This window comes from Enterococcus wangshanyuanii (assembly GCF_002197645.1).
Classification (GTDB): Bacteria; Bacillota; Bacilli; order Lactobacillales; family Enterococcaceae; genus Enterococcus_L; species Enterococcus_L wangshanyuanii.
In genome coordinates this window covers 628,263-655,246 of record NZ_CP021874.1, presented here as the reverse complement: position 1 = coordinate 655,246, position 26,984 = coordinate 628,263, and the positions used below count along the sequence as shown (strand labels likewise).

25 protein-coding genes are annotated in these 26,984 nt (G+C 38.0%); 22 read left to right on the top strand and 3 right to left on the bottom strand.

The annotated features are described in order from the left end of the window. The first annotated feature begins 2 nt into the window (after positions 1-2). Positions 3-515 (top strand): adenine phosphoribosyltransferase, encoded by a 513-nt coding sequence (locus CC204_RS03075; RefSeq protein ID WP_088268768.1) that lies wholly within the window; start codon positions 3-5, stop codon positions 513-515. Between the two features lie 88 nt (positions 516-603). On the opposite strand, the gene CC204_RS03070 is transcribed toward CC204_RS03075, so the two are convergent. Both CC204_RS03070 and trhA read right to left on the bottom strand, forming a co-directional pair. Further along, positions 604-804, bottom strand: a complete 201-nt coding sequence (locus CC204_RS03070) for a hypothetical protein (RefSeq protein ID WP_088268767.1) — start codon at positions 802-804, stop codon at positions 604-606. A gap of 161 nt (positions 805-965) precedes the next feature. Continuing rightward, positions 966-1,619 carry a PAQR family membrane homeostasis protein TrhA gene (gene trhA / locus CC204_RS03065; protein WP_162288318.1) on the bottom strand — a complete coding sequence of 218 codons (654 nt, stop codon included), beginning with the start codon at positions 1,617-1,619 and terminating at the stop codon, positions 966-968. A 130-nt stretch (positions 1,620-1,749) separates the two neighbouring features. Here trhA and CC204_RS03060 point away from each other — a divergent pair, with 130 nt between their 5' ends. The 17 genes from CC204_RS03060 to CC204_RS02980 all read left to right on the top strand — a co-directional run bounded on the left by CC204_RS03060 (position 1,750) and on the right by CC204_RS02980 (position 18,536). Then, positions 1,750-2,592, top strand: coding sequence for a DegV family protein (locus CC204_RS03060; protein WP_088268765.1), 843 nt, complete (start codon positions 1,750-1,752; stop codon positions 2,590-2,592). Positions 2,593-2,863: 271 nt separating this feature from the next. Beyond that, entirely contained in the window at positions 2,864-3,751 is an 888-nt protein-coding gene (locus CC204_RS03055; RefSeq protein WP_088268764.1) for an SGNH/GDSL hydrolase family protein, read from the top strand. Positions 3,752-3,834: 83 nt separating this feature from the next. After that, on the top strand, positions 3,835-4,431 hold the full coding sequence (locus CC204_RS03050; protein ID WP_227011254.1) for a YpmS family protein: 597 nt from the start codon (positions 3,835-3,837) through the stop codon (positions 4,429-4,431). 2 nt (positions 4,432-4,433) lie between these two features. Further along, entirely contained in the window at positions 4,434-4,943 is a 510-nt protein-coding gene (msrA, locus tag CC204_RS03045; protein WP_088268762.1) for a peptide-methionine (S)-S-oxide reductase MsrA, read from the top strand. Between the two features lie 4 nt (positions 4,944-4,947). Next, positions 4,948-5,166, top strand: coding sequence for a YozE family protein (locus CC204_RS03040; RefSeq protein WP_088268761.1), 219 nt, complete (start codon positions 4,948-4,950; stop codon positions 5,164-5,166). 84 nt (positions 5,167-5,250) lie between these two features. After that, positions 5,251-6,696 carry a S41 family peptidase gene (locus CC204_RS03035; protein WP_088268760.1) on the top strand — a complete coding sequence of 482 codons (1,446 nt, stop codon included), beginning with the start codon at positions 5,251-5,253 and terminating at the stop codon, positions 6,694-6,696. Between the two features lie 155 nt (positions 6,697-6,851). After that, positions 6,852-7,406, top strand: a complete 555-nt coding sequence (lepB, locus tag CC204_RS03030; RefSeq protein ID WP_088268759.1) for a signal peptidase I — start codon at positions 6,852-6,854, stop codon at positions 7,404-7,406. Positions 7,407-7,414: 8 nt separating this feature from the next. Next, on the top strand, positions 7,415-8,278 hold the full coding sequence (gene ylqF / locus CC204_RS03025; protein ID WP_088268758.1) for a ribosome biogenesis GTPase YlqF: 864 nt from the start codon (positions 7,415-7,417) through the stop codon (positions 8,276-8,278). Continuing rightward, positions 8,268-9,035, top strand: coding sequence for a ribonuclease HII (locus CC204_RS03020; RefSeq protein ID WP_088268757.1), 768 nt, complete (start codon positions 8,268-8,270; stop codon positions 9,033-9,035). Before ylqF ends, CC204_RS03020 begins: the two co-directional genes overlap by 11 nt. A gap of 67 nt (positions 9,036-9,102) precedes the next feature. Then, positions 9,103-9,984, top strand: coding sequence for a DNA-processing protein DprA (gene dprA / locus CC204_RS03015; protein ID WP_088268756.1), 882 nt, complete (start codon positions 9,103-9,105; stop codon positions 9,982-9,984). Positions 9,985-10,104: 120 nt separating this feature from the next. Further along, on the top strand, positions 10,105-12,183 hold the full coding sequence (topA, locus tag CC204_RS03010; protein WP_088268755.1) for a type I DNA topoisomerase: 2,079 nt from the start codon (positions 10,105-10,107) through the stop codon (positions 12,181-12,183). Positions 12,184-12,280: 97 nt separating this feature from the next. Further along, entirely contained in the window at positions 12,281-13,600 is a 1,320-nt protein-coding gene (trmFO, locus tag CC204_RS03005) for an FADH(2)-oxidizing methylenetetrahydrofolate--tRNA-(uracil(54)-C(5))-methyltransferase TrmFO (protein WP_088268754.1), read from the top strand. Between the two features lie 227 nt (positions 13,601-13,827). Next, positions 13,828-14,727 (top strand): tyrosine recombinase XerC, encoded by a 900-nt coding sequence (gene xerC, locus CC204_RS03000; RefSeq protein ID WP_088268753.1) that lies wholly within the window; start codon positions 13,828-13,830, stop codon positions 14,725-14,727. 82 nt (positions 14,728-14,809) lie between these two features. Beyond that, positions 14,810-15,358 (top strand): HslVU peptidase proteolytic subunit, encoded by a 549-nt coding sequence (hslV, locus tag CC204_RS02995; protein ID WP_088268752.1) that lies wholly within the window; start codon positions 14,810-14,812, stop codon positions 15,356-15,358. A gap of 16 nt (positions 15,359-15,374) precedes the next feature. Next, positions 15,375-16,778 carry an ATP-dependent protease ATPase subunit HslU gene (gene hslU / locus CC204_RS02990; RefSeq protein WP_088268751.1) on the top strand — a complete coding sequence of 468 codons (1,404 nt, stop codon included), beginning with the start codon at positions 15,375-15,377 and terminating at the stop codon, positions 16,776-16,778. 78 nt (positions 16,779-16,856) lie between these two features. Next, positions 16,857-17,645 carry a GTP-sensing pleiotropic transcriptional regulator CodY gene (gene codY, locus CC204_RS02985; RefSeq protein WP_087640088.1) on the top strand — a complete coding sequence of 263 codons (789 nt, stop codon included), beginning with the start codon at positions 16,857-16,859 and terminating at the stop codon, positions 17,643-17,645. A gap of 15 nt (positions 17,646-17,660) precedes the next feature. Further along, entirely contained in the window at positions 17,661-18,536 is an 876-nt protein-coding gene (locus CC204_RS02980; protein ID WP_088268750.1) for an aldose 1-epimerase family protein, read from the top strand. 53 nt (positions 18,537-18,589) lie between these two features. Here CC204_RS02980 and plsY read toward each other — a convergent pair whose 3' ends face one another. Continuing rightward, positions 18,590-19,222: a glycerol-3-phosphate 1-O-acyltransferase PlsY gene (plsY, locus tag CC204_RS02975; protein WP_088268749.1), complete on the bottom strand. Its 633-nt coding sequence runs from the start codon at positions 19,220-19,222 to the stop codon at positions 18,590-18,592. A 118-nt stretch (positions 19,223-19,340) separates the two neighbouring features. Here plsY and CC204_RS02970 point away from each other — a divergent pair, with 118 nt between their 5' ends. From CC204_RS02970 to pflB, 4 genes are all read left to right on the top strand, one after another. Next, positions 19,341-19,766 (top strand): CoA-binding protein, encoded by a 426-nt coding sequence (locus CC204_RS02970; RefSeq protein ID WP_088268748.1) that lies wholly within the window; start codon positions 19,341-19,343, stop codon positions 19,764-19,766. A 123-nt stretch (positions 19,767-19,889) separates the two neighbouring features. Next, positions 19,890-21,959, top strand: coding sequence for a DNA topoisomerase IV subunit B (gene parE, locus CC204_RS02965; RefSeq protein WP_088268747.1), 2,070 nt, complete (start codon positions 19,890-19,892; stop codon positions 21,957-21,959). 12 nt (positions 21,960-21,971) lie between these two features. Continuing rightward, positions 21,972-24,437 carry a DNA topoisomerase IV subunit A gene (gene parC / locus CC204_RS02960; protein ID WP_088268746.1) on the top strand — a complete coding sequence of 822 codons (2,466 nt, stop codon included), beginning with the start codon at positions 21,972-21,974 and terminating at the stop codon, positions 24,435-24,437. Between the two features lie 285 nt (positions 24,438-24,722). Then, positions 24,723-26,969, top strand: a complete 2,247-nt coding sequence (gene pflB / locus CC204_RS02955) for a formate C-acetyltransferase (protein WP_088268745.1) — start codon at positions 24,723-24,725, stop codon at positions 26,967-26,969. Positions 26,970-26,984 lie beyond the last annotated feature (15 nt).

Sequence of the window (26,984 nt, the reverse complement as noted above, 5' to 3'; positions counted from 1 at the left end):
AAATGAATTTAAAAGATTATATTGCTAGTATCCCCGATTACCCTGAAAAAGGTATCGTTTTCAGAGATATCTCGCCATTGATGGCAAATGGAGATGCGTATCGTGAAGCAACAAAACAAATCGTCGATTACGCAAAAGAAAAAAGAATCGACATGGTTGTAGGACCGGAAGCACGTGGCTTTATCGTAGGCTGTCCCGTAGCTTATGAGTTGGGAGTAGGGTTCGCTCCTGTTCGTAAAAAAGGGAAGCTGCCGCGCGAAACAATCGAAGTGACTTATGATTTAGAGTATGGAACAGATACATTGACCCTTCATAAAGATGCAATTCAACCAGGACAACGTGTCTTGATTTGCGATGATTTACTAGCAACTGGTGGCACGATCAAAGCAACAGTCGAGTTGATTGAATCTTTAGGTGGAATCGTTGTTGGCTGTGCCTTTTTGATCGAATTAATGGAGCTTCATGGTCGGGACAAAATCAGTGACTATGAAATTATTACATTGATGGAGTATTGATAAATTAAAAAGATGTTGAAGTAAATAACCTTTATGGTTACACTTCAACATCTTTTTTACATAATAAATCAACTTGATCGTGCAATGTCTATGGATACTTCCGATAGACATAACGTTGATGCTCACTTTTTTTTCGAGTATGAATGTATCTTTTCTCATCCCATAACATAAACCATATAATAAAGAGAGGGGTCACAATAAGCAAAGCTGAACGTAACCCTAATGTTCCTAAGAAAATACCAATAATCAATACAACAAATAATAACCCGCCACGACGAATAGCTTTCATTCTTAATCACCTCATAATTTTTTGTCGAACAAATGTTTGTATAGTTATTATACGAATGTTTGTTCGGTTTGTAAAGGGATAAATAAAAAAAAGTTCTTCTTTTTTAGCTAAAGAAGAACTTTTCTGATTTATGGCGATAAAAGACAGGTTATATATAGTTTTTAAGTGAAGAATAAAATAGAGAAAAACATAAAGCCAGCTCCTAACATAACGAACAGATGCCAAACAACATGCATAAAACGCACGCTCTTTAAACTGTAAAAGGCTGCGCCAAGTGTATATGAGACACCGCCGGCCACTAATAATGCAGTTCCTGTAAAACCTAGAGAATCATATAAGGGTTTGGCTGCAGTCAAACAAAGCCAGCCCATGATAATATAAATCACTGTAGAAATATTTTTAACTGTTTCTTGTTTGTGCAGTGTGAGAGATTTATAAACGACACCGCTGATCGCCATAAGCCAGATCAATACAAAGAGTAACCAGCCAAGCCAACCTTTGATACTTAATAAACAAAAGGGGGTGTAGCTGCCTGCAATCAATAAGAAGATCGAACTGTGATCGAAAACCTGAAAAACTTTCTTTGCCCGTGTAAAAATTAGACTATGGAACAACGTCGATGACAGGAATAATAGAATCAAAGTTGATCCATAGAGTGCATAGGAAACAACATGAACTGCTGAACCAAGACGTGCTCCTTTGACAAGTAAAATCACAAGTCCAGCAATACTCAATCCGGCACCGATGCCATGAGTCACCGCGTTGAGGACTTCATTTAAAATCATGTATTTTCTGGAGAATTTTGCTTTTTCCAAGAAATCAACTTCCTTCATTTTAATTTGGTGAAAAATAGTTCTTTGTCTGTTATACTATAAACAGACATTCAAGCCTCAAAAGTATTTTACCACGAATTGGGGTTGTTTTTAAAGGAAGAGTGATAAAATTATGACAAATGTTAAAATTGTGACGGATTCTTCATGTACAATGCTGAAAAGTGTGCGAGACGATCTAGACATTCACATGATGCCTTTATCTGTAATGATCGACGGCGTTGTATACGCTGATGATGATCATTTGGAAGGCGAACACTTCATGGAGCTGATGGGTTCAGCGAAGGCATTACCTAAAACAAGCCAACCGCCGATCGGTGAATTCGTAGAGCTTTATGATCGTTTAGGTGCTGACGGCAGTGAAATTATTTCGATACACATGACTAAAGGACTTAGTGGTACTGTAGAAGCTGCCCGCCAAGCCAGTAATCTTAGCTCAAGCAATGTAACTGTGATCGACAGTGATTTTACAGATCAAGGCTTATCGTTCCAAGTGATTCAAGCAGCAAAGCTTGCTAAAAACGGCGCCAGCCTTCCTGAGATCTTAGCTGAGATCGATCATGTCAAAGAAAATACAAAACTATTTATCGGGATTTCTACATTAGATAACTTGGTTAAAGGTGGACGTATTAGCCGAGCAACTGGGCTTTTGTCGAATATTTTCAATATGAAGGTAGTCATGGATTTTGAACATACTGAGTTGATTCCAGTAGCTAAAGGCCGAGGTATAAAAACATTTAACAAGTGGTTTGATGAACTTAAAAATGAATTAAGTCAGTTATCTAATGTACGTCAAATCGGAATTTCGCATGCTGATGGACTAGAATTAGCGAATGGGTTTAAAGAAGGTTTACAAGCACTGTTTCCTGATATGGATATTCCGGTGCTGCATACTAATCCTGTCATTGCTACGCATACAGGTAAAGGTGCCTTTGCCATCATGTATTATACAGACTAGTTAGAAAAAACTGAGCTCTGTTTTAAATTAGCGTTTTTACTATGTAAAATGAACAATTTTTTGATGCTGTATCCTTTCAAAAAATTTGTGACTGAGGAATAACTGGACAAGTTATCGCTCAGTCACTTTTTTCTAGTTTTCTGATGAAAGTTGTACAAAAGCATAGAAAATTAGTATGATTTTGTGTATCATAGCGGTTAATAGTAATTTTAAATAATCGTTCGGAGGTAGTTTACTTACCTCATTTGATTTATGTAAAGGAAGGGATAGAATGAACGACTTTTTTCAAAAAAACTGGCGAAGCTTTGCCATTTTCTTTGCCACGATCATCGGTGTTTTCTTGCTCCTGTTGATCACAATCCCTAAAGCTAAACCGATTTTAGGAACGGGTGCTCAAAAAACAGAAAAAAGTGCAACAAAAGAAGTGATCCATTATGCAGCGATAGGCGATTCACTAACTGAAGGAATCGGCGATTTAACTAACTCAGGCGGTTTTGTTCCGTTAGTTGCCAACGACTTACAAGAAGAATATCATTTGAACGGTGTTCAGACAGATAATTTTGGTAAAAATGGCGACCGTAGTGACCAGATCCTTAAAAGAATCAAGAAAAAAGAGGAGATCCAGACAGGATTAGCTTCTGCCGATTTGATTTCTTTAACTGTTGGCGGCAACGATTTGATGAAAGTCATTAAAGGCGATATTTTTAGTTTGACAGAGGAGTCGTTTAAAAAGCCACTTAAAAAATACCAAAATCAAGTGGAGCAATTACTTGCGGAGATCCGTAAATACAATCCAGACGCACCTATTTATGTAGTCGGAATTTATAACCCATTTTATCTCTATTTTCCTGAAATCACTGAGATGCAAGATATCGTAGATAATTGGAATGAGGGAACAAAGGAAATCGTTGAAGCTGAGGGAAATTCTTACTTTATTCCTATCAATGATTTATTATATAAAGGGATGGATGACCAAGTTGGTATCGTTAGTGCTGATCAGACAGCTTCATCAAGTGAAAATCGAGATATTAAGAATAATGCTTTGTACGAAGAAGATCGATTCCATCCAAATAATTTGGGCTATCAACTTATGGCAAGTGCGATTCGTGATGAAATGGTCAAAACAAATAATAAATGGCTGGAAAAAGGAAGTGAGTGAACAAAATGAACAATGAGCAAGAAACTTCTAAGAAGGAAAGAGATGCTAAGCGGAGAAAACCTAAAAAAGAGGGACAGCCTCCAATGAATCGTTGGAAGATTGCTTTTCTTGTTTTAGTTGGTACTATTATTGCCTGTTTTGCTTTTATTTTTGTAAGGATCACTCAAGTTCGCGAACCTAATTATAAACCGATTCCTGAATTGGTTGCTAAAGACGGAACGCCAGTGATTGCTATCCAATCAAATAAAAAACAGGTAAACGCGCTGATTGATTTTTACCTTAGTGATTTTCAAAAGGATTCTGATATTACTTACAAATTTTATTTAGAAAACGAAGCTATGTTGAACGGAACTTTTAAAGTTCTAGGCTATCCGATTGAATTCAATCTTTACTTCGATCCATTTGTGATGGATGATGGCAATGTTCAACTAAAGGCTAAAAGTTTATCTATTGGAACGTTAGGTTTACCAATAAAAGAGATTTTGAAGTTTGTTCAGAGGGACTATAAGCTGCCAAGCTGGGTAGAAGTAAATCCAGATGACAGCACCATTTTATTGCGTTTAGATCAGTTTAGAATGCAGAATGGTCTATTTATTCGAGCGGAAAAAATCAATTTAGTGGACGATGATATACGTATGAACATCTATCTACCAAAAGATACTTCAAGTAAGGAGGATTAATTATGAGTGAAAAAGCAATATTTGCTGGGGGTTGTTTTTGGTGTATGATCCAGCCATTCGATACCCAACCTGGCATTCTTTCAGTTACATCTGGATACACAGGTGGTCATGTACCTAATCCCACTTATGAGCAAGTTTTAAGTCATACCACTGGACATACGGAAGCAGTCGAGATCGAGTTTGATCCTGAAATCATGTCCTATGAACGATTAGTAGAGATCTATTGGCAGCAAACAGATCCTACTGATGCTCTTGGTCAATTTGAAGACCGTGGAGACAATTATCGTCCAGTGATTTTTTACACTACAAATGAGCAAAAAGAGATTGCGATGCAAAGTCGAAAAGCATTAGCGGAAAGCGGACGCTTTGATGATCCTATAGTTACAAAAATCGAGCCGGCTGTCACTTTTTATCCTGCAGAAGACTATCATCAAGATTTTTATCAAAAGAATCCTGAACGCTATGACGATGCTCATGCAAATCGAGCAAATTTTATAAAAGAAAATTGGTGAGTCTATGAGAAGAAGTTTCTACCATTATTTAATGACTTTAAGAGCACCTAAAAAAACTGCAGAAAGTCAGTTTGCCAATGATGCTGCAAAAGATATTCAATTTCCGAAGCAATCAGAGGATTATCATGAAATATCCAGCTATTTAGAAATGAATGTTGACTACGTAAGCAACATGTTCATTTTTGACGAGTTGTGGGAAAAATACTTAGAAAACAACAAATAAAAAGCGGGGAAACCTTTTCCTTGCTTTTTTTTCGTGTTAAACTGGAATGCATGCAGTGATAAATTAGCAGGAGGAGAGAACGCTATGAAAGAAAAACGACAAGTGCCCTATTATCAGTACATAATTTCAATTTTATGTGTCGCGTTTCTTGTTGGAAGTGGTAGTTATATCTATTTTGATTATCAATATAAAAAGCAACTTGCTGATCGACCAATGCAAAGCAATGAGCTAAAAAAAGTTGATGCCCTTTACAACGAAATTGTCGCTAATTACGTCGGAAAAGTCGATGAAGAAAAATTAGTAGACGGTGCACTAAAGGGAATGACAGAAGCTTTAGATGATCCCTATTCCAGTTATTTAAATGAACCAGAGGCAGATGAACTGGACCAAAGTCTTTCCGGAAGTTTTGAAGGAATTGGTGCAACGATGACAATGACAGATGATTTACCTACGGTGGCTCAAGCGCCAATCGACGGATCTCCAGCAGCAAAAGCTGGTATCAAAGCAAACGATCAGATCATCAAAGTAGATGATGAGGAAACCCAAGGGAAAACACTTACTGAAGTTGTGAGTAAAATACGAGGAAAAAAAGGGACAGAGGTTCGTTTAACAATCTCTCGTGGTTCAGAAACCTTTGAGCTAAAATTAAAACGAGATACGATCCCGATCGAAACGGTTAAAGGAGAAATCGATAAAAAAAATCCAACAATCGGCAGCATTAAAATTTCTTCTTTTGGAGAAAATACGTACCAAGAATTGAAAGATACGATCATCTCATTAAGAAAAGATGGGGCAACATCCTTCATGATCGATTTACGTCAAAATCCCGGGGGCTTGTTGGATCAGGTGGAGCAAATGGCCAGTATGTTTTTAGAAGACGGTCAAACCATTGTGAAATTTGAAGATAAACAGGGAAATACAAGCGAGGATAAAGCATCTTCTGAATTAGACAACGGCTTTAAAGTAAAAGAGCCGACGGTTGTTTTAGTGGACGAAGGCAGTGCGAGCGCTTCTGAAATTTTCGCAGCAGCTCTAAAAGAATCTGGAAACAAAAAAATCATCGGAATGAAAACCTTCGGCAAAGGAACGGTCCAAACCGTGAAAAATTTGAATGACAAAAGTGAGATCAAATTGACTGTGATGAAATGGCTAACACCAAAAGGCAAATGGATTCATGAAAAAGGACTAGAGCCATCGATCAAAGCAGATTACCCTGATTATGCCTATCTCGCTCCGATTTCTAGAGACAAAACATTGAAAATAGGCGACTCTTCTTCAGTTGTCAAAAACCTCAATGCTTTATTAAAGGCTTTAGGATATGAAGTAAATGCTGAAAGCAGTGATTTTTCTGAAGAGACGAAAAATGCTGTTGCTGCGATTCAAACTGAGAATGAGCTTCCCGCTACTGGTGAAGTAGATAATGAAACTGCTGATTGTATCGAAAAAGAAGTAGGGAAAAAAATTGTTGAAAATGATCGAGCATATGATTTAGGGATCAAAGAATTACAAAAAGAAACGAACAAAGAATAAAAGCGATGGTGTGAATTTGGCAGAGCTATCAAACGATATTCTACCGTTTTCACACCTTTTCTCTATTTTACAAAAGGATTCATTTTTTTCAATAAAAATAGTCGCTTTTTCTAATGTTCTTCCTTTATAATAAGATAGACGAAAGGATGGGAAAAATGGTTCAAAAGAAAAATTATGTCGGTTATTTTATTTCTTTCATGAAATTACTCATTCCTTCTGTTGTCTTAGTATTTATTTTAAGAGGCTTTTTTTTGATTCCTGTTCCGGTCGATGGAAGTTCCATGGCAAAAACACTAAATCAGGGCGATATGATCGTAATGGAAAAATTTACATCTATCAAGCGGTTTGATGTAGTTGTTTTCAAATTACCGAACGGATCGATTTATATTAAGCGGATCATTGGATTGCCTGGTGACGCAATTCGTTATGAGAATGATCAACTTTATGTGAATGAAAAGCCTGTAGAAGAACCTTTTTTAGAGAAAAATTTGAAAAAAGATCATGAAACAGTTCCTTATACGACTAATTTTGATTTAAGTGATTTAATTACAGAAAAGGTTCTTCCAGAAGATCATTACTTTGTGCTAGGTGATAACCGCCGGATGTCCAAAGATAGCCGTTCTTTCGGAGCAGTGGAAAGTAAATATATTTTAGGCAAAGCTCAGTTTGTGTACTACCCATTTTCACATATGAAATTTATACCAAGATAGGTGATAAAATGACAATACAGTGGTTTCCAGGACATATGGCAAAAGCCAGAAGAGAAGTATCTGAAAAAATAAAATACGTAGATATCGTATTCGAACTAATTGATGCACGATTGCCGCTTTCTTCCCGCAATCCAATGATGGATCAAATCGTTCAGCAAAAGCCTCGATTGATCTTATTGAATAAGGGAGATCTGGCAGATAAAGAACAGAATCAAAAATGGCAACATTATTTTCAAGAAAAAGGTTATCATACTCTGATTATCAATGCTCAGCAGAATAAAGGAGTCAATAAAATTGTTCCAGAAGCCAAAAAGGCTTTGAAGGAAAAAATCGAACGTGAACGGTCAAAAGGATTGAAACCTCGTGCGATTCGTGCGATGTGTATTGGAATCCCAAATGTTGGAAAGTCAACACTTATGAATCGATTAGTAGGGAAAAAAATAGCGCAAACAGGTAATAAACCTGGTGTTACCAAAGGACAACAATGGCTACGCTCAGGAACGGAGTTAGAACTTTTAGACACGCCAGGTATTTTGTGGCCCAAATTTGAAGATCAGGAAATTGGGAAAAAGTTGGCATTGACGGGAGCAATCAAAGATCAGCTTCTTCATTTAGATGATTTAGCTATCTATGGATTGTCATTTTTTTCTCGTTTCTATCCTGAGCGTTTGGTCGAACGGTATCATCTGAATGAAGAAGAAACATTTTTACCACCTGCCGAGCTTTTGATGTTGATCAGTCAAAAACGTGGCTACCGTGATGATTATGATCGAGCAAGTGAAATGATCATCCAGGAGATCCGCAGCAGTAAATTGGGACCTTATACATTAGATCGTTGGGAAGAATTAGGAGCTATAGATGATGAAAGCTGAATCAATTCAACAAATAAAGGCAACTTTGGCTGAAATTAATACGAGAGATGACGAACGAATCAAACAATGGCAACAAGATGAGCGCAGCGGAGTACAACAGGCTCTCAAACAATGGGAACGCAAAATTCAACGATATGAAAAAGACGTAGCGCTTTTAGATGAAATGCAACAGTTTGAGAAAAATGCCCGCACACAGGGACATCGTTTGATTGCAGGTATCGATGAAGTTGGTCGAGGACCTTTAGCAGGGCCAGTCGTTGCAGCAGCAGTGATTTTACCAGAAAGATTTCAGTTACTAGGTGTCAATGATTCTAAAAAGCTATCTGCTAAAAAAAGAGACGAGCTTTATGATCAAATCCAAAATCAAGCTATTTCTATCGGTATTGGGATGGTGGATCATAATAAAATTGATGAAATCAATATTTATCAGGCCTCTAAACTTGCAATGGGGCTTGCTTTAGAAGACCTATGTTTCATCCCAGATTATTTGTTGATAGATGCAATGACCTTGGATGTTAAGATTCCCCAGGAAAACATCATAAAAGGGGATGCACGTTCTGTTTCGATAGCAGCTGCAAGTATTGTAGCAAAGGTCATTCGTGATCGATTGATGGAGGACTATGCGAAGATGTATCCAGGTTATGGTTTTGAAAGAAATGCTGGCTATGGAACTAAAGAGCATTTACAAGGGATCAAGGAGCTGGGAATTTGTAAAATTCACAGAAAAACCTTTGCTCCAATAAAAGATTTTTGTTAAAAAATAGAAATGGCCTTTTTTTGCGGATACTTACTATAACAAGTATTCACAAAGGAAGGTTTTTTTTATGAATGAAGAACAACGTGCACTATTTTTTAAACTTTCGGTATGTAAAGGTATAGGCAATCTAGGAATGCTGAAAGTGTTAGATTTTTCAATGAATTATAATAATATAGCCGATTTCTCCAAAGAAGAGATTATTCACATTGCTGAAATCCGTACTTATCAAAAGATTTTTTTACACTCTTGGGAGTATTGGACTAGAGAGGATCAGAGACTAAAATCTTTTCAAGAGCAACATAGATTTATTACAATTTTAGATGATGATTATCCAATGTATCTGAAGCAAATCTATAACTGTCCTGTTTTATTATTTTATCAAGGGAACATCGCCCTTTTAAAGAATCCTTGTCTCTCTTTTGTTGGTGCCAGATCTGCTTCTGTTTATGGAATAAATGTAGTTAAGCAATTAATACCTAAAATGATTGAACATGAATTGACGATCGTCAGCGGATTAGCCAAGGGAATAGACAGTGTAAGCCATCAAGTAGCGATGCATCATTCTGGTCATACGATCGGTGTAATCGGAACGGGTCTAGACTATTGCTACCCCAAAGAAACAGCTCATATTCAGCGTAAAATGATGATAGAACAGCTAGTGATCAGCGAATACCCTAACGGAACAAAGCCTAGAAAATACCATTTTCCAATGAGAAATCGAATCATCGCAGGTATCAGTTTAGGGACATGTGTGATCGAAGCAGGTAAAAAAAGTGGTTCCTTAATTACTGCACAAGCAGCATTAGAATATGGAAGAGAAGTTTTTGCCGTTCCAGGAAATTCACTGAATTTACGATCTGATGGCTGTCATACGTTGATTCAAGAAGGCGCAAAGTGTACAATTTGCCCCAAAGATATCCTTGAAGAAATCCAAAATTTTTCAATTTAGCATTATCAATCCTTGACAAACCTGTAATGAATAGATATGATGAAGTACGATTTGTGAGTTCTCTACATTTTGATATATATAATAGAAGAAACACAAAAACCGAAAGGAGCCACACGTTGAATGGCGTATAAATATCTAGTTATTGTAGAATCCCCAGCAAAAGCCAAAACGATTGAAAAATATTTAGGAAAAAATTATAAGGTAGTTGCCAGTGTTGGACATATCCGTGATTTACCAAAAAGTAAAATGGGTATTGATATTGAAAATAATTATGAACCGCACTACATCTCGATCAGAGGTAAGGGTGATGTAATCAAAAGTTTAAAAGCTGCCGCTAAAAAAGCCGATAAAGTCTATCTCGCAGCCGATCCGGACCGAGAAGGAGAGGCAATTGCCTGGCATTTATCTTACCTTCTTGGCCTTGATTTGAAAGATAAAAATCGAGTTGTTTTTAACGAAATAACGAAAGAAGCAGTTAAAGCTGCATTCAAAGAGCCGCGGACGATCGATTTAGATTTAGTGGACGCACAGCAAGCCCGCAGAATCTTAGATCGCCTAGTTGGATATTCCCTTAGCCCGATCTTATGGCGGAAAGTCAAAAAGGGCTTAAGTGCAGGACGTGTTCAGTCTGTCGCGTTGAAAATCATTATTGACCGTGAAAATGATATCCGTAAATTTATCCCAGAAGAATACTGGAGTATTGACGGAAACTTCCAAAAAGCGAAGAAGAAGTTCAAAGCTAACTTCTGGGGCGTGGATGGTAAGAAGAAAAAATTACCTAATGCGGAATCCGTGAAAGAAGTTACAACGCGTATTACAGGAAAAGAATACGATGTGACAAAAGTTGAGAAAAAAGAACGTAAACGTAATCCAGCGTTACCTTTTACTACGAGTAGTTTACAACAAGAAGCAGCTAGAAAATTGAATTTCAGAACGAGAAAAACAATGATGGTTGCCCAACAACTATATGAAGGTATCGCTTTAGGTAAACAGGGAACAGTCGGTTTGATCACTTATATGCGTACTGACTCAACCAGAATTGCCGATTCAGCGAAAGAAGAAGCTGCAGAATATATCGAAAAAAATTATGGCAGCGAATTTTCAGCGCACGGCGGGCGTAAAGCCAAAAATTCACAAGGGGCGCAAGATGCCCATGAGGCTGTCCGGCCATCAAGCGTATTGCGTTCACCAAATGAAATCAAACAATACTTGGATAAAGATCAACTTAAATTATATACATTGATTTGGTCCCGTTTTGTCGCAAGCCAAATGACACCTGCAGTGCTGGATACAATGAAAGTAACACTTGAGCAAAACGGCGTGATTTTCATTGCAAACGGTGCAAAAGTTAAATCCAAAGGCTTCATGCAAGTCTATGTTGAAGGCCGAGATGACGGAAAAGAAGACAAAGAAAATATTCTTCCGGATTTAGTTGAAGGGGATAAAGTCAACGCTGTTGATATTGAACCAAAACAACATTTCACGCAACCTCCAGCAAGATTCAGTGAAGCAACATTGATTCGCGCGTTGGAAGAAAACGGAGTGGGACGTCCATCAACGTATGCACCAACTTTGGAAACTATCCAGAGACGTTATTATGTCAAATTAACGAATAAACGTTTTGAGCCAACAGAACTTGGTGAAATCGTTAATTCTCTGATCGTGGAATTCTTCCCGCAAATCGTTGATGTCCATTTTACTGCATCAATGGAAGGCGATTTGGATAAAATCGGTGTTGGTCAGGAAAAATGGGTGGAAGTTGTCGATCGCTTCTATCAACCATTTGAAAAAGAATTGACCAACGCAGAAGAGAAGATTGAAAAAATCCAAATCAAAGATGAACCAGCTGGTTTTGATTGTGATCTTTGCGGACATCCAATGGTCATCAAACTAGGACGCTATGGAAAATTTTATGCCTGCAGCAATTTCCCAGAATGTCGAAATACAAAAGCCATCGTTAAAGAAATTGGTGTAACATGTCCTGTTTGTAATGAAGGGCAAGTTATTGAACGTAAATCTAAGAAAAACCGCTTGTTCTATGGATGCAGCCGTTATCCGGAATGTGACTTTACTTCTTGGGATAAACCAATTGGACGTCCATGTCCAAAATGTGGTCAGTATCTTGTTGAAAAGAAAGTCAAAGGCGGAAAACAAGTTGTCTGTATCAATGGTGATTACGAAGAAAATGTTCAAAAATAGCTATCATGACTACAAATAAAATAATCAATTATACAGAAGCGATTCCTTTTTTTAAGTCAATTGTTTCTGTATCTATATAAAAGAAAAGAGGATCTAAATGACTACTACTTCTGTAACAGTTATTGGCGCCGGTCTAGCTGGCAGTGAAGCCGCTTGGCAAGTTGCTCAGGCAGGTGTGCCAGTTACCCTATATGAAATGCGTCCAGTAAAAAAAACACCCGCTCATCAAACCGAAAAATTTGCTGAGCTCGTTTGCTCCAATTCATTAAGAGGAAACAATTTAACAAATGCAGTAGGGGTTTTAAAAGAAGAGATGCGCCGTTTAGACTCAATTATAATCAATAGCGCTGATTTAACGGCAGTTCCCGCAGGAGGAGCTTTGGCAGTCGATCGCGACACCTTCTCCCAAGAAATCACCGATCGGATCAAAAATCATCCATTGATCACTGTAAAAAATGAAGAAATCACTGCTTTGCCAGAAGGAATCGTCATTGTCGCAACAGGTCCATTGACCTCAGAAGCTTTAGCAGATCAAATCAAAGAATTCAATGGCTCGGATGGGTTCTATTTTTATGATGCAGCTGCTCCTATTGTTGACAAAGCAACGATCGATATGGACAAAGTTTACTTAAAATCACGTTATGATAAAGGAGAGGCAGCTTATCTAAACTGTCCGATGACAGAAGAAGAATTCACTGCGTTTTATGAAGCCTTGATTTCTGCTGAAGTCGTTCCTTTAAAAACATTCGAAAAAGAAAAGTTCTTTGAAGGGTGTATGCCGATCGAAGTAATGGCTAAACGTGGAATCAAAACAATGCTTTTCGGACCACTAAAACCTGTTGGACTCGAAGATCCTAAGACAGGAAAACGTCCATATGCAGTGATCCAATTACGCCAAGACAATGCAGCGGCGTCTTTATACAATTTAGTTGGATTTCAAACCCATTTAAAATGGGGCGAACAAAAGCGTGTTTTCCAAATGATTCCAGGGTTGGAGAATGCTGAGTTTGTGCGATATGGTGTGATGCATCGAAACAGTTTTATGAATTCACCAGAGCTCTTAAAACCGACTTATCAATCGCAAAAGAGAGAGAACCTGTTTTTCGCAGGTCAAATGACTGGTGTGGAAGGGTATGTTGAGAGTGCAGCTAGCGGTTTATTGGCAGGAATCAATGCAGCGCGATTAGCTAAAGGAGAAGAGCTAATTATTTTCCCACGAGAAACGACACTTGGTAGTATGGCTTATTATATTACTCATGCAGAAGGCAAACATTTCCAACCAATGAATGCAAACTTCGGTCTTTTTCCTGAAATGCCTGAACGCATTCGGGATAAAAAAGAACGTTATGAAGCTATCGCCAATAGAGCATTAACAAAATTGGCTGAGACGCAACAAAAATTTGATCTTGTAGATTAATAACTGAAAGCTAAGGTAGCTCGGATCTAAGTATCCTTGACCTTAGCTTTTTATTTGTGTTTCGCCTTAACTCAGATTAGATTTCCCTTATAAAACATGCGTTATTTTTCTTCAAATATGAATAAATTGTTACTAAATTTGAAAATATTAATTAAATTCTGACAATTCATTTGTTTTTTCAAAATGGTTATGCTAAAGTTACCTTGTAATTTGATGGAGGGAAGATTATGCAGCAAAAAAGCTGGCCGGAGATGTTTTTAACTTATTTAATCGTTGAACGTGGTTACTCTGAAAAAACTCGGATTGCCTACGAAGAAGACATCCAAAACTTTTTTGAATTCCTGAAAAATTCAGGCGATGCTGATTATTTAACTGTTGATCATTTAGATATACGTACATACCTGAGTTTTCTTTATGACAAAAAATATAGTCGTAATTCGATCAGTAGAAAAATTGCTAGTTTACGATCATTCTATCAATTTTTACTTAAAAATGAAGTAATCAAAGAGAATCCATTTTCTTATGTTCACATGAAAAAAAAGCAACTAAGACTGCCTCGCTTCTTTTATGAAAAAGAAATGGATGCACTTTTTGAGAGTGTCAAAGGGACAAAACCACTGGACTTAAGAAATCAGGCACTTCTTGAAATTTTATATGGAACAGGGATCCGTGTGAGTGAATGCGCTAACCTAACGCTTCAGTCTGTGGATTTTTCTGCCAATGTTTTATTGATTCATGGGAAAGGAAACAAAGATCGTTATGTCCCTTTTGGCTCATTCGCTCAAGATGCATTAAAAGAGTATCTTGAACATGGTAGAAAAATTTTAATGGAAAAACACGGGAAAGAGCATGCATTCATTTTTGTCAATCATCATGGAGATCAGATCACATCAACAGGGATCGAATATGTATTGAACCAATTGATCAAGAAAAGTTCATTGAATGGAGACATTCATCCTCATATGCTGCGGCATACCTTTGCTACTCATTTGCTGAATAATGGCGCTGATATGAGAACAGTTCAGGAACTTTTAGGGCATTCTGATCTATCGACAACTCAAATTTATGCCCATGTAACAAAAGAAAGCTTACAAAAAAATTATCGAACATTTCATCCTCGTGCCTAGAAAAAAACATTAGCAGATTTTATAGGTACGAATTTATACTACGAACGAAAGCTTATGAGCTTTTGATTTAGGAGGAATTAGAATGGTTGAATCACAATTTCACTCAACAACGATTTGTGCAGTTGAAAAAGATGGAAAATTTGCGATGGCTGGAGACGGTCAAGTGACGATGGGTGAATCTGTCGTGATGAAAGGAACAGCTAAAAAAGTTCGCAGAATTTATAATGATGAAGTCGTTGTCGGTTTTGCCGGCAGTGTTGCAGATGCATTTACCTTAGAAGAAAAATTTGAAGGCAAATTAAACGAATACAATGGCAACCTTACTCGAGCAGCTGTTGAACTTGCTCAGGAATGGCGTACGCAGCAGTCTATGCAAAAGTTAGAGGCAATGTTGATCGTCATGAACAAAAAAGAAATGCTTTTAGTCTCCGGAACAGGAGAAGTCATTACGCCGGACGATGGCATTTTAGCTATTGGTTCAGGCGGCAACTTCGCGCTTTCAGCAGCAAGAGCAATGAAACATTATGGCGATAAAGATATGTCTGCTAAAAGTATTGCGGAAAATGCGTTGAATATAGCAGCAGACATCTGCGTTTTTACAAACCACAATATTATCGTAGAAGAATTATAGATGGAGGATGCTAGCTATGAATGAATTGAATAAAACACCTAGAGAAATCGTCAAGGAATTAGATGAATATATCATTGGACAAGAGACGGCTAAAAAATCTGTCGCTGTTGCCTTAAGAAATAGATACAGACGTCTGCAGCTTGATGAAAAAATGCAGCAGGATATCACACCTAAAAATATGTTGATGATCGGTCCTACAGGAGTGGGTAAGACTGAAATTGCTCGACGTTTAGCTAAGATCGTCAACGCGCCATTTATCAAAGTTGAAGCAACTAAATTCACCGAAGTCGGTTATGTTGGCCGTGACGTTGAATCGATGGTGCGTGACTTAGTAGAAAATGCGATTCAAATCGTTGAAAAGCAGCAGTATAGTAGAGTATATTCTCAAGCGTTAAAGAAAGCGAATAATCGTCTGGTAAAAGTTTTGGTTCCTGGAATCAAAAAAGAGCAGAAGCAAACATCAACTAATCAATTTGAACAAATGATGCAAATGTTTTCCGCAGCCCAACAACCGCAAGAATCCCAAGAAGAAGTGACGGAAGAAATCAAGGTCAATCGAAAAACTGTTCTTGAGCAGTTAGAAAAAGGACTGTTGAATAATCGTGAAGTCACGATCGAAATCGATGAACCTAAGAAAAATATGCCGGCGATGAACGCTGGGATGGAACAAATGGGAATCGATCTAAACGAAACACTAGGCGCATTGTCACCAAAGAAAAAAATAGAGCGTACGGTCACTGTAAAAGAAGCACAGGAACTCTTAGTAAAAGAAGAATCAGCTAAAATCGTTAAAGAAGCGGATATTCATAGCGAAGCCATTCGTTTAGCAGAAAGTAGCGGCATCATCTTTATTGATGAATTCGATAAGATTACTTCAAAAAGTCAACAAAACTCTGGAGAAGTGTCACGTGAAGGGGTGCAACGCGATATTCTACCGATCGTTGAAGGCTCACAAGTCAATACAAAATACGGAACGATCCAAACAGATCATATTTTGTTTATCGCATCAGGTGCATTCCATTTGTCGAAACCCAGTGATTTGATCCCAGAACTACAAGGTCGTTTTCCAATTCGTGTAGAATTAGATGATTTGACTGCTGAAGACTTCGTGAAGATTCTAACTGAACCAAACAACGCATTAATCAAACAATATATAGCATTGATCGGAACAGAAAATGTAACAGTCATTTTTACTAAAGAATCAATTGAACGTATTGCTGATATCGCTTTTGATGTCAATCGAGACACGGACAATATTGGGGCACGTCGTCTGCATACGATTTTGGAGCGTCTTTTAGAAGATCTGTTGTTTGAAGCACCAGACATGCAAATGGGTGAAATTACGATCACAGAAGCATATGTGAATGAAAAACTAAACAGCATTGTTCAAAATGAAGACTTAAGCCGCTATATTCTTTAGTACGAATAATGCATTATGGCATTTTTTCGATCGAATACCAAACAAAGCTAGATAGTCTTTAAATTAGGAGGAGTAAAAATGACTACTTTATTAGAAAAAACGCGTCAAATCAACAAATTATTACAGCAAAAAAATACATTTGATCAAAAAGCTGATTTGCCTTATGACAAAATGGCTATGATTTTGGGGGATGTATTAGACAGCAATGCTTACATCATCAGCAGTGAGGGTGTACTGCTAGGGTATAATGAAAAGTTAGATGTGAACAATGCACGTGTTAAACATATGTTTGAAGAAAAACGCTTTCCTCAAAGCTATACAGATGCAGCGGATAATTTAGCAAAAACCGAAGCGAACATTTCCATTACCAGTGATCTGACTGCGTTTCCTGTGGAATGGCGCGAAAAATATCCGTTTGGCTTGACAACGATCGTGCCGATGTTTGGAGCGGGCGAACGTTTGGGTACAATCATTTTAGCGAGAGTGGAACAGTCTTTTGATGATGAGGATCTAGTTCTAGCTGAATATAGTGCGACCGTAGTTGGTATGCAGATCTTGTATCAACAGTCTAGATCGATCGAAGCAAGTGTCCGCAGTGCAACTGCTGTCCAGATGGCCATCAACACATTATCTTATAGTGAGCTGAAGGCTGTTCATGCGATTTTTAAAGCGTTAGACGGGGAAGAAGGACGTTTAACAGCATCAAGTATTGCAGATGAAATCGGAATCACGCGCTCAGTGATCGTCAATGCATTGAGAAAATTAGAATCTGCAGGTATCATCGAATCTCGTTCGTTAGGGATGAAGGGGACTTACTTGAAAGTCTTGAATAAACAGTTCATGAAAGAACTCGAAAAAGAAAACTAGCAGGGGGCATGACAAATGACTGTACAAATTGAAAATGAATTTTTGATCGCAACGATCGCAGAAGACGGAGCGGAATTAATTAGTTTAAAATCTAAGGAAAATGATATTGAGTATATTTGGAACGGAGACCCAGCGTTTTGGGGACGTCATGCACCTGTTCTTTTCCCTTTTGTCGGAAGGTTGAAAGATGATCGATATACGTATGCGGGCAAGACTTATCCAATGGGGCAGCATGGGTTTGCGCGAGATCAAGTCTTCGAAGTGATCGAGCATGGCGCAGAATTAGTCTCTTTATCGCTTAAAAGTTCAGCAGAAACGAAGAAAATTTATCCTTTTGATTTTGAATTGATTCTTTCGTACGTTTTAGAAGAAAACAATCTTACTGTAAATTACCAAGTTGAAAATACTGGAAAAGAAGAAATGTATTTTGCCATTGGCGGTCACCCAGCTTTTAATGTGCCTTTAGAAAAGAACTTGACATTTGATGATTACTATTTAGGCTTCTCACCACAAAAATCACGGATTCAAATTCCTTTAAGCGGCCCATATGCTGACTTTGCGCACAAAACATTAGGTCAAACGAATACTAGTTTAGACCTACGTAGAGAGTTATTTAAAGACGATGCCATTATTTTTGAAACAAAAGGCGTCAATACTTTTACGATCGCAACGGATGAAAGTCCTCACAGCATTAGTTTAAGCTATACTGACATGCCTTATGTCGGCTTTTGGTCTCCTTATCCAAAGGATGCCCCATTCGTCTGTATCGAGCCATGGTGCGGAATTGCAGATGGTGTAGATGCGACCGGGAATCTGATTGATAAAATCGGCATCAATCAGATTGACAGCTCAGGTATATTTAAAACACACTATACACTAACAGCCAAATAATAAGAAAAAAGCCAATGACGAACATCAAATATGCTCGATCCTTGGCTTTTTTCTTATTTATTATTTTTTGCGCCTAATCCAAAGGATACACGGCTTTCTGTTCCATCTTTGATTCGTTTGATGTTGTCTTTATGACGGACAAAAATAAAAATCGTCAATGCCACAGCGATCAAAGTCAGCAACCAGTCAAATCTTGGCAAAATCTGTGGAATCGCGAAAGGAATAATGATCGTTGATAATGTAATCAACACAGCACTAACCATACTAGTCAAACTTACCATGCTGGTAATATACAATGTAATAATAAAAATCAATGCAGAATAAACAAAAAATGTTGGACTATAGGCTAAAATCATTCCCGCGCTTGTTGCAACAGCTTTGCCACCTTTAAAATTCGCAAAAACTGGAAATGTGTGTCCTAATACAGCTGCTACACCGAAAACCAACGGATTGACATTCAAAGAAAATAAGAGTGGTAAACTAGTTGCTAAAGTTCCCTTTAAAATATCCATCAATAAAACAGTGATTCCAGCTTTTTTCCCTAATACTCTAAACGTATTGGTCGTTCCAGTGTTGCCGCTGCCGAAAAGACGAATATCTTTTTTAAAAAAAAGTTTTCCGATCCAAACACCAGACGGAATCGATCCTAATAAATAGGCAATGATCAATAATACTATAAATTTCATCAAGTGACCTCTTTCTGTTCAAGCTAGCCTATATTTTATCATGAATAGAAACAGCTAACAATAATTAACTATTCGTTGTATAATAAAAAGTAAGGCAATTTAAGAGAGGATGACAAAGATGTCTGTAGAAAATCCATCACAAGAACAAATTTTTACTTATTTGAAAGAAGCGAAACGAATCGCAGTTGTCGGTTTAAGTAATAAGCCGGACAGAACAAGCTATCAGATTGCAGAGTTACTGCAGGAATATGGATATGAAATCATCCCGGTTAATCCAGTTTTAGCAGGACAAGAAATTCTTGGCGAACACGTATATGAAAAACTTCAGGATATTCCAGGCCAAATCGATATTGTCGATATTTTCCGCAGGAGTGAATTCTTACCAGAAGTTGCCCGTGACTTTTTAGAAACAAATGCGACAGTTTTTTGGGCACAACTAGGGCTAGAAAGTGAAGAAGCGGCGGAATTATTGAAAAAAGCGGGAAGAAATGCTATCATAATGAATCGTTGCATTAAGATCGAACTCGCTAAAATGCCGAAATAAGCACAAATGATCTTAAGAAAGAGTTACCGAATAGGAAAGCTCTTTTTTTTTGAGAGTTTTTAGAGTATTATTGTAATGATGTGGCTAAGGGCCCTATAATTCAAGTATAAGGAGTTTTTTTCTTTGGCGAAAAAGGTAAACAATGAATACAATGACGCCTCCATCCAAGTTTTAGAAGGTTTGGAAGCGGTACGTAAAAGACCAGGGATGTATATCGGTTCAACCGATAGTCGCGGATTACATCATTTAGTGTATGAAATCGTGGATAATGCCGTCGATGAAGCATTGTCAGGGTATGGAAATGAAATCAATGTAGTCATTCAAAAAGATAATAGCATAAAGATCGTCGATTCCGGACGTGGTATGCCCGTAGGGATGCACGCATCAGGAATACCAACTGTAGAAGTAATTTTTACCGTATTACATGCAGGTGGAAAATTCGGACAGGGCGGTTATAAAACATCTGGCGGACTTCACGGAGTAGGTGCCAGTGTCGTGAATGCCTTATCCTCATGGTTGGAAGTAACGATCGTCCGCGATGGTGTTGAATATAAAGAACGTTTTGAAAATGGTGGGAAGCCTGTCGGAACATTGAAAAAAATCGGTAAAACGAATAAAAAGAACGGAACGACCGTCACCTTTTTACCAGATGATACAATTTTTTCTACGATTCATTTTTCTTATGAAACTTTAGCAGAACGCCTGCGCGAATCAGCTTTCTTGCTGAAGGGTGTAAAAATCTCGCTAGCTGATCTACGAGGAGAGGAACCTAAAGAAGAAGTTTTCCATTACGAAGAAGGAATCAAGGAATTTGTTTCCTATTTGAATGAAGAAAAAGATACGTTGACGCCAGTTGTCTATTTTTCAGGTGAAAAAGAGGGGATAGAAGTTGAATTAGCTTATCAGTATAACGATGGTTATTCAGAAAATGTCTTGTCTTTTGTAAATAACGTCCGAACAAAAGATGGCGGGACTCATGAAGTTGGGATGAAAGCGTCAATGACAAAAGCGTATAATGAATACGCTCGTAAAGTGGGTCTGTTAAAAGAAAAAGACAAAAATCTTGAGGGTAGTGACTTTCGTGAAGGTTTGGCTGCGGTCTTATCGATTCGTGTGCCAGAAAATCTTTTGCAGTTTGAAGGTCAAACAAAAGAAAAATTAGGCACACCCCTTGCAAGAAATGCAGTGGATAATGTTGTTGGTGAGCAAATGGGCTTTTACCTTCAAGAAAATAGCGAAATGAGTCAGCAATTAGTTCGTAAAGCAATCAAAGCACGTGAAGCACGCGAAGCAGCTCGTAAAGCTCGTGAGGAAAGTAGAAACGGAAAAAAACGGAAAAAAGGGGAGTCTCTTTTATCCGGTAAGTTAACACCTGCTCAATCGCGAAACCCTAAGAAAAATGAACTTTATCTAGTCGAAGGAGATTCTGCCGGCGGCTCTGCAAAACAAGGCCGTGACAGAAAATTTCAGGCGATCTTGCCGCTTCGAGGAAAAGTGTTAAATACAGAAAAAGCAAAAATGCAGGATATTCTTAAAAATGAAGAAATCAATACGATGATTTATACGATTGGTGCTGGTGTTGGTCCAGAATTTTCAGTTGAAGATTGCAATTACGATAAAGTGATCATCATGACCGATGCGGATACAGATGGTGCGCATATCCAAGTATTGCTATTAACTTTCTTTTATCGTTATATGAAACCGTTGATCGAAGCGGGGAAAGTTTATATCGCTTTACCTCCGTTGTACAAAGTTTCAAAAGGTCTTGGTAAAAAAGCAGTTACAGAATATGCCTGGACTGATGAAGAGTTGGTTAACGTTACGGCACAAGTTGGTAAAGGTTACATGCTGCAACGCTACAAAGGTCTTGGTGAAATGAATGCAGATCAGTTATGGGAAACAACGATGGACCCTGAAACTCGTACGTTGATTCGCGTTCGTATCGATGATGCAGCTCAGGCAGAACGTCGTGTTACCACTCTTATGGGAGATAAGGTAGAGCCTAGACGAAAATGGATCGAACGTCATGTTCAATTCACTTTAGAAGAAGATGGCAGTATTTTAGACCGTAAAGATGGCGAAACAGAGATTGCGCCTTCTATTTCAAACGACGTTTTGGATGAAGAGAAAAAAATAGAAAATGAACAAAAAAAGACAGCAACTGAAGAAATCAGTTTGTTCGATTTAGAGTAGGGAGTGATGAATGTGGAAAAACGCCAAGAAGTTCAAGAGCTAACTCTTGAAGAAGTAATGGGCGATCGTTTTGGAAGATATTCCAAATATATCATTCAAGAGCGTGCCCTGCCAGATATTCGTGATGGATTAAAACCAGTTCAGCGCAGAATTTTATTTTCCATGAACAAAGATGGCAATACATTTGAAAAAAGTTTTAGAAAATCAGCCAAGTCTGTCGGAAATATCATGGGGAATTATCACCCCCATGGAGACAGTAGTATTTACGAAGCAATGGTTCGTTTAAGTCAAGACTGGAAGCTTCGTGAAGTTTTGATCGAAATGCACGGAAATAATGGTAGTATGGATGGTGATCCGCCAGCTGCTATGCGTTATACCGAAGCACGCTTATCTGAATTAAGTGGAGAAATGCTGAAAGATATCGAAAAAGACACCGTAGACTTTGTTTGGAACTTTGATGATACAGAAAAGGAACCAACTGTTCTACCAGCAAAATATCCGAATCTATTAGTCAATGGCTCAACAGGGATCTCAGCAGGTTATGCAACAGAAATACCGACACATAACTTAGCCGAGATCATAGATGGAACGATCTATCTGATCGATCACCCAAATGCTTCCTTAGATAAATTAATGGAATTTATTCCAGGTCCTGATTTTCCGACAGGAGGTATCCTGCAGGGGAAAGAAGAAATCAAGAAAGCTTATGAAACTGGGCGGGGAAAAGTGATCCTTCGTTCAAAAACTAAAATCGAACCATTAAAAGGCGGCAAACAACAGATCATCGTTACTGAAATTCCTTATGAAGTGAATAAAGCAACTCTAGTGAAAAAAATCGATGAAGTTCGTTTGAATAAAAAAATCGAGGGGATCGCCGAAGTTCGTGACGAAAGTGACCGAACAGGGCTACAGATCGCTATCGAATTGAAAAAAGATACTAACGCTGAAGGAATTTTGAACTATCTTTTCAAAAATACTGAATTGCAAATCAATTACAATTTCAATATGGTTGCTATCGATAATATGACACCGCATCAAGTTGGCCTTAAACGTATTTTAGACAGCTATGTTGCACACCGTAAAGAAGTGATCACAAACCGCAGCCAGTTTGAATTGGATAAAGCTCAAGCCCGCCAGCATATCGTGTCTGGTTTGATCAAAGCGTTATCGATCCTTGATCAGGTCATTGAAACAATTCGTGCATCAAAAGATAAGAAAGATGCAAAAAATAACTTAGTAAAAGAATATGCATTCACAGAAGCACAAGCGGAAGCGATCGTGACTCTACAATTGTATCGTTTGACGAACACGGACATTACGCAGCTTGAAAAAGAAGCAGATGAACTTAGCCGTCAAGTCGCAGAATTGACAACGATTTTGAATGATGAAAAAGAATTGTTCAACGTCATGAAAAAGGAGCTTCGTGAGGTCAAAAAGCAATATGGAAATGCACGTTTGACTCAAATCGAAAATGAGATCCAAGAGATCAAGATCGATACACAAGTATTGGTTGCTCAAGAAGATGTAGTAGTGACTGTTACGCATGAAGGATATATTAAACGGAGCAGTTTACGTTCTTATAGTGCTTCCAAGCCAGAAGAAATTGGAATGAAGGAAGGGGACTTTTTACTTTATACAGGAGAAGTCAACACCTTGGATCATCTTTTATTGATCACGAATAAGGCAAATGTGATCTACCGTCCAGTTCATGAATTACCAGATCTAAAATGGAAAGAAATCGGCGAGCACATTTCTCAGACGATTTTAAATCTGTCTATAGATGAGTCGATCATTGCTGTTTATACCTATAAAGAACTGTCACCGACAAAAACATTTGTCTTCATGACAAAAGAAGGTATGGTCAAACAAACAAAAATGACCGATTTTGAACCTTGGAGAACCTATAAGAGTCGGCCAACAAATTGTATGAAGCTAAAATCTGATACGGACGAAATCGTCAATGTTTATCTGACGAATGAGCAAAAGCTCTTGGATGTCTTTTTGGTGAGTCATCGAGGATTTGGCCTTCGTTATCCATTAGAAGAAGTCCCAGTCGTCGGAGCAAAAGCTGCAGGGGTAAAAGCGATGAACTTAAAAGACCAAGATTATGTGGTCAACGGCCTATTAGTTTATCAAGAAGGAGATACGCCTGTTGTGATCTTAACACAGCGAGGAAGTATCAAGCGAATGCATGCACAAGAACTCACCCAGTTAGGTAGAGCCAAACGAGGACTGATGGTCTTAAGGGAATTAAAGAAAAATCCACATCGTGTGAGCTTTATGTCAGAAAGCAGCTCTTTAGAGCTTTTAGTAACCACTCAAAGTGGCAAACAATATACGATCGATTCTCAAACGTACCCAATTAATGACAGAACTTCTAATGGTTCATTTATATTGGATGAGAAACAAGATGGCGAAATCCTAGAAGTCCATGAGATGCATACTGCAGAGTTACCTGAAAAAGAAGAGGCTGAATAAGCTAAGTCTGTTCTATAGAATTAGAGGAAAACCGAAACTGTATTAGTACAGTTTCGGTTTTTTATATTACAGATTTCTTACTTTTTATATAAAACTAATTCTAGTTCGTTAAACGTATCACAAATATAAAAAGCCTTTAAATCAACGTTTATAATCATTTTATTAAAAAAAATAGCGATTTAGCTCAAAATATAATAAGGAAAGGCTTGCATAAAAATCGCGATGTGTTATACTAATCACATAAAGCTGTTACAGTAATCAACAGCATACTAAGGAGGCCCATCAATGGAGCAATGGAAAGGCTTTAAAGGCGACAAGTGGAAAACATCAGTAGATACACGTGATTTCATTCAAAGAAACTATACTGAGTATACAGGTGATGACTCTTTCCTAGAACCGATCGCACCAAGCACAGACAAATTATGGACAAAATTACAGGAATTATTTGAAGTACAGCATGAACAAAATGGCGTGTATGACATGGACAATAATATTCCTGCAACAATCACTTCTCATGAACCTGGTTATCTAATCAAAGAAGAAGAAACAATCGTAGGTCTACAAACTGACGTACCATTGAAACAAGCATTCATGCCATTTGGCGGTATCAACATGGCAAACAACTCACTAACTTCAAATGGTTACGAAGTAGACGCTGAAATGTCTAAAATCTTTACTGAGTGGAGAAAAACACACAACCAAGGTGTTTTCGATGCTTATACACCAGAAATGAGATCAGCTCGTAAAAACAAAATCATCACAGGTCTTCCAGATGCTTACGGACGTGGACGTATCATCGGTGATTACCGTCGTATTGCTTTATACGGAATGGACTTCTTGATCGCTGAGAAGAAAAAAGACTTAAGTAATACAGGAAACAAAGTAATGACTGACGATGTTATCCGTTTAAGAGAAGAAATCTCTGAACAAATCAGAGCAATGGCTGATCTTAAAGAAATGGCTTCAACTTACGGTTTTGATATTTCTAAACCAGCAGCAAATGCTAAAGAAGCAATTCAATGGTTATACTTTGGTTACCTTGGTGCGATCAAATCACAAAATGGAGCAGCAATGTCTATCGGACGTATCTCTGCATTCCTAGATATCTATATCCAACGTGATTTAGAAGCAGGATTGATCACTGAATTTGAAGCACAAGAAATGATCGATCACTTGATCATGAAACTACGTATGGTTAAATTTGCCCGTACACCTGAATACAACCAATTATTCTCTGGTTATCCAATCTGGGCGACGTTATCGATCGCTGGTATGGGCTTAGACGGACGTTCATTAGTAACTAAAAATGATTTCCGTATCTTGCATACTTTAACAAACATGGGACCATCACCAGAACCAAACTTGACTGTATTGTATTCATCTCATTTACCAGTTGGATTCAGAACATTTGCATCTAAAATTGCAAAACAAAGCTCTTCGATCCAATTTGAAAATGATGATCTATTACGCGCTAACTGGGGATCAGATGACTGTGCGATCGCTTGTTGTGTGTCTGCAACAGTTATGGGTAAAGATATGCAATTCTTCGGCGCTCGTGCAAACTTAGCAAAAGCTGTGCTTTACGCGATCAACGGTGGGGTAGACGAAAAAACAAAAATGCAAGTTGCTCCTAAATTCCGTCCAATGACTGGCGATACTTTAGACTACAACGAATTTATCGACCGTTACAAAGATATCATGGATTGGTTAGCTGAATTATATGTAAATACATTGAATGTTATTCACTACATGCATGATAAATACTCATATGAAGCAGCACAATTAGCCTTCATGGAAAGTAACTTACAACGTACATTCGCAACTGGTATTGCAGGGATTTCACATGCTGCTGACTCAGTTATGGCGATCAAACATGGTAATGTACAAGTAATTCGTGACGAAGATGGCTTAGCAATTGACTATGTTCCTCAAAATGAGTTCCCAACTTATGGTAACGATAATGAAGAAGCAGATGCAATGGCTAACTGGATCCTTGAATACTTTATGACACAAATCAGACGTCAACACACATACCGCAATGCGAAACCAACGACATCATTATTAACAATTACTTCTAATGTTGTTTATGGTAAAGCAACTGGTAACTTACCAGATGGCCGTCGTGCAGGTAAACCATTGGCACCAGGTGCTAACCCAAGTTACCAAGACGGAAAATTCTTAGGTGAGAAAAATGGTCTTTTAGCTTCACTTAACTCAACTGCTAGACTTGAATACACAAGTGCATTGGATGGTATTTCTAATACACAAACAATCAACCCTAACGGTTTAGGTAAAGATGATGAAACAAGAATCGACAATCTACGTAACGTAATGGACGGCTACTTTGATAAAGGTGGTTACCACTTGAACGTTAACGTATTCACAAATGAATTACTTTTAGATGCACAAGCACATCCAGAAAAATATCCGAACTTAACGATCCGTGTATCTGGATATGCCGTGAAATTCCGTGACTTAACTCCTGAGCAACAAGCAGACGTTATTTCTAGAACTTCACACGACAGACTGTAAGAACATACAATTGAA